At 72.5% G+C, this 3,460-nt stretch carries 4 protein-coding genes and 3 pseudogenes; 3 read left to right on the top strand and 4 right to left on the bottom strand.

From position 1 onward, the window contains the following. Positions 1-209 (top strand): annotated as a pseudogene (locus ACFW2E_RS25035) (galactose-1-epimerase); the annotation flags it as partial. A 29-nt stretch (positions 210-238) separates the two neighbouring features. Here the strand turns inward: ACFW2E_RS25035 and ACFW2E_RS25030 are convergent. Next, the gene (locus tag ACFW2E_RS25030) at positions 239-1,102 is read right to left on the bottom strand and encodes a hypothetical protein (RefSeq protein WP_384469314.1); all 864 of its coding nucleotides are present in this window, start codon (positions 1,100-1,102) and stop codon (positions 239-241) included. A 135-nt stretch (positions 1,103-1,237) separates the two neighbouring features. Then, positions 1,238-1,642, bottom strand: a pseudogene (locus tag ACFW2E_RS25025) (fibronectin type III-like domain-contianing protein); the annotation flags it as partial. Positions 1,643-1,656: 14 nt separating this feature from the next. Between ACFW2E_RS25025 and ACFW2E_RS25020 the strand changes: the two are divergent. Next, positions 1,657-1,794, top strand: a pseudogene (locus ACFW2E_RS25020) (TetR family transcriptional regulator); the annotation flags it as partial. Positions 1,795-1,797: 3 nt separating this feature from the next. Here the strand turns inward: ACFW2E_RS25020 and ACFW2E_RS25015 are convergent. Together ACFW2E_RS25015 and ACFW2E_RS25010 are read right to left on the bottom strand one after the other, a co-directional pair. Next, complete coding sequence (locus ACFW2E_RS25015) at positions 1,798-2,136, bottom strand: YrdB family protein (protein WP_384469313.1); 339 nt, start codon at positions 2,134-2,136, stop codon at positions 1,798-1,800. A gap of 10 nt (positions 2,137-2,146) precedes the next feature. Continuing rightward, positions 2,147-2,536, bottom strand: coding sequence for a RidA family protein (locus tag ACFW2E_RS25010; protein WP_384469312.1), 390 nt, complete (start codon positions 2,534-2,536; stop codon positions 2,147-2,149). Positions 2,537-2,585: 49 nt separating this feature from the next. Here ACFW2E_RS25010 and ACFW2E_RS25005 point away from each other — a divergent pair. After that, the coding region (locus ACFW2E_RS25005; RefSeq protein ID WP_384469311.1) for a LysR family transcriptional regulator at positions 2,586-3,460 on the top strand (875 nt) is incomplete at its 3' end.

Genomic DNA, 3,460 nt, shown 5'->3' with positions numbered 1-3,460 from the left:
GGCTGCTGACGATCGCGACCACCGCGCCCGGCAACCAGGTCTACACGGCGGACCATCTGAGCGACCCCTTCGCCCCTGGCGACGGCATCGCCCTGGAGACCCAGCACTTCCCGGACTCCCCGAACCGCCCCGGGTTCCCGACCGCGCAACTACGGCCGGGCAAGGTGTACCGGTCGGAGACGGTGTACGCCTTCGGCGTGCGGGACTGACGGAGGCCTCCGAACCCGGGCCTGGGACGCTAGACGCTCTCCCCGCGCATCCGCTTCGCCGCCCGGCCCAGCACGGCCATCGCGCCCGAGCAGACCAGCAGGGTCGAACCACCGATCACGACCGGCGGGAGCGCCCCGCCCTTGATCCCCTCACCCGTCACCGTCGTGGCCAGCACGAAGATGATCGAGTACAGACTCCGGCCGACCTTGGCACCGGCCGGGATCACCTGGAGCAGCTGCGGGATGGTGGTCGCGGCGGCGACGCCCATGCCGAAGGGGATGCAGGCGCCGAGCATCAGCGCGCCGAAGCCGAAGGAGTTGCCGTACGCGCCCCAGCCGGCTCCCTTGTACAGCAGGTAACCGGTGGCGGCGAAGGAGAGCAGGACGAGGACGCCGTTGACGTAGGCGGCCTGCGTGGCGGCCTTGCGCGCCCCGGGCAGGTGAGCGGCCGGGGACCGCCAGGCGTCCGGGGTGATGAGGCGCAGCTGCCGCTTGAGGGCCTGCATCTGCGTCAGCGCGAGGACGCCGACGGCCACGAGGACGAGCCCGACTGCGGTACCGGCGAAGCCGACCGGGCCGTGAGTGATGCCGTAGTGGGCGCCGCCGAAGGTCAGCGGGACGCCCAGCACGAAGCCGTAGGCGAGGAACTTGGCCTTCTGCTGGATCTTCACCACGAGGTCGCGCTGGCCGGGGGTGAGGTTCGGATCGAGCCGCATCCGCCCCTCGCCGAGGTGCTGCTGGGGCGGCTGTTGCTGCGGCGGGTACGGCTGGGCGTACGGGGCCTGCTGAGGGTACGGCTGCTGCGGCGGATACGGCTGGTAGGGCTGCTGTTGACCGTACGGCCCCGGCTGCTGCTGACCGTAGGAACCGGGCTGTTGCTGACCTGGATACATGGTTTCTCTCCCCCGAACCGGCGTGTTCCGTGTCTCGCGGCCCGGGAGTCTGCCACATCGGCCTCTGGAGTCACGAGCCCCGGCCCAGGGGTCAGGTCCTGGGCCGGGGCTGCTCAAGGGGAGACTCGTCCCGGCTCAGACGTTAGTCGTGGCGGTGAGACGGCGGTCCGCGATCGAGCGGCCGACCGAGATCTCGTACGAACCCTTCACAAACACCCACGAGTCGTTCCAGATTTCGAAGGCCCGTCGCGGAATGCCGACCGTCACCTCGACGCTCTCGCCGGGCCCCGCCTCCACGCCCGCGAATCCGGCGAGCCGGCGGGCGGGCCGGTCGGCTTCCGGCTCGGCGGGGGCCGGATGGACCTGTACGACCACCCGGCCGGCCCGCTCGACGGAGCTGCGGACGCGGACCCTGACGGTCGTGCCCTCGACCTCCAGGGACTCGTACGTCCACTTGGTGCAGCCGAGAGCGCGCCCGAAGGGGTACGAAGGGGTGCGGCCCGCCTTCTCCCAGGCCCGGTAGCCGATGAAGAGACCGTCCTGGCGGCCGGGCAGGCCCGGAGCGCACCGCTCCCCCGCTGGACTCCGTGATGGGCGGCCTCCGGTACCGGTGGCTGCTGGACCCGCGGTCGGTCGACATGCCGGGCGCGTTCCGGGACTTCCTGCGGCTGCTGGGCGAGCCGGCGGACTGAGGTTCACTGCCGCCAGACGACCGCCAGCGCCTTGCTGACCGCACAGACGAGCGCGAAGGCGATCCCCCAGCCCACCGCCCCGGCGGCGAAGAGCGCGAGCACCCCGGCCCCGAACCACAGCAGTTCGAAGCCCACACGGACCGCTCCCCGGGTCTTGTACGAGGACTTCGGGGACCCGAACAGCGCCCACAGCGTGACGAGCAGAGTGGGTGCGGCGAGGCCGAGCAGCCATCGCACCGGGGTCGCCGCGTCCCGGGTGAAGCCCCAGTGGGCGACGGCCGCGAGGGCGCCGAGTTCGATCAGGAACAGGACACCCAGGTTCACGGCCTTCGCTGCCTTCATGCGGGGAGTATCACCCGCCCGCGGGCACCGCCGCCACGATTTCGATCTCGACGAGGGCCTCCGGCCGGAACAGCCGGGACACCTCGAAGGTCATGCTCGTGGGCGGGGTGCCGGTGAGGAACTCCCTTCGCACGGCGCCGTATTCCTCGAGCCGGGAGATGTCCGTCAGATACGTGCGGATGTTGATCACGTCCGTCAGGGTCGCGCCGTGCGCCTCCAGCAGGGCGTCGATCGTCTCGAAGACCCCGCGGGTCTGCGCCGCGAGGGTCGCCCCCTCGGCGATCTGCCCGGACAGGTACAACAGGGCGCTGCCGTCGGCGTGTTCGACGCGGGCGACCTGGGAGTAGTAGGGGCTGAGGGGGCGGGGCGCGGAGGCCGGGTTGCCCAGGGTGATCTGCATGCCGTCGACGCTAGGACCGTGACCGTGATGCGACAAGCGAATGTCTAGCATGGCCTCCATGCCGTCTTCGCATGCCGATCCGGACCTGTCCACCATGTGGCTGCGGGTGTTCCTCGCGGTCGCCCGGCACGGCTCGTTCACGCTGGCCGCGGGCACCCTCGGGTGGACACAGTCCGCGGTGTCCCGGCAGATCTCCTCGCTGGAGGCGGCGCTGGGCGGCGAGCCGCTCTTCGACCGGCTGCCGCGCGGGGTACGGCTGACGGAGGCCGGGCGGGTCCTGGTGCCGTATGCCGAGACCGTCGCCGGGGCGCTGCACGACGCCGGGCGCGAACTGGCCGCGCTGCGCGAAGGGACCACCGGGCGGCTGCGCTTCGGAGCCTTCCCCACGGCCGACGCGGCACTGGTGCCGCACGCCCTCGCCGCCTTCCGTGCCCGCCGCCCCGGAATCCGCGTGACCCGGGAGGAGGGGCTCACGCCGGGTCTGCTGGCCCGGCTGGACGAGGGTCACCTGGACCTGGCCGTGGTCTCGACGACGAGCCGGGCACCGCTGGAGGCGTACGAACTCCACCATCTGCTCGACGAGTCCCTGTACGTCGCCGTCCCGGCCGGCCATCCCCTGGCGGACGGCCAGGGGCCGGTGCGGCTCGGTCAACTGGCCGACGAGGACTGGATCTCCGGCGGCCCGCGTCCCGAGGGCACGCTCCTGGACGCCGCTCTGCGGCAGGCCTTCCGGCCGCGCGTGGCGCACGTCGTGGCCGAGTGGACCGCCAAGCAGGGATACGTCGCCGCGGGCCTCGGCGTCGCCCTGGTCCCGGCGCTGGCCGCCGCCTCCGTACGGCCGGACGTGGTCCTGCTGCCCGTACTCGACGAGGGCGCGCCCGCGCGGGCGGAGTACGCGGCGACGCCGCGCGGCCGGTGTCCGCC

Source organism: Streptomyces sp. NPDC058964, from assembly GCF_042741275.1.
Lineage (GTDB): Bacteria > Actinomycetota > Actinomycetes > Streptomycetales > Streptomycetaceae > Streptomyces.
The sequence above is the reverse complement of the archived record's forward strand: the minus strand, read 5'-3'. Positions and strand labels throughout refer to the sequence as shown.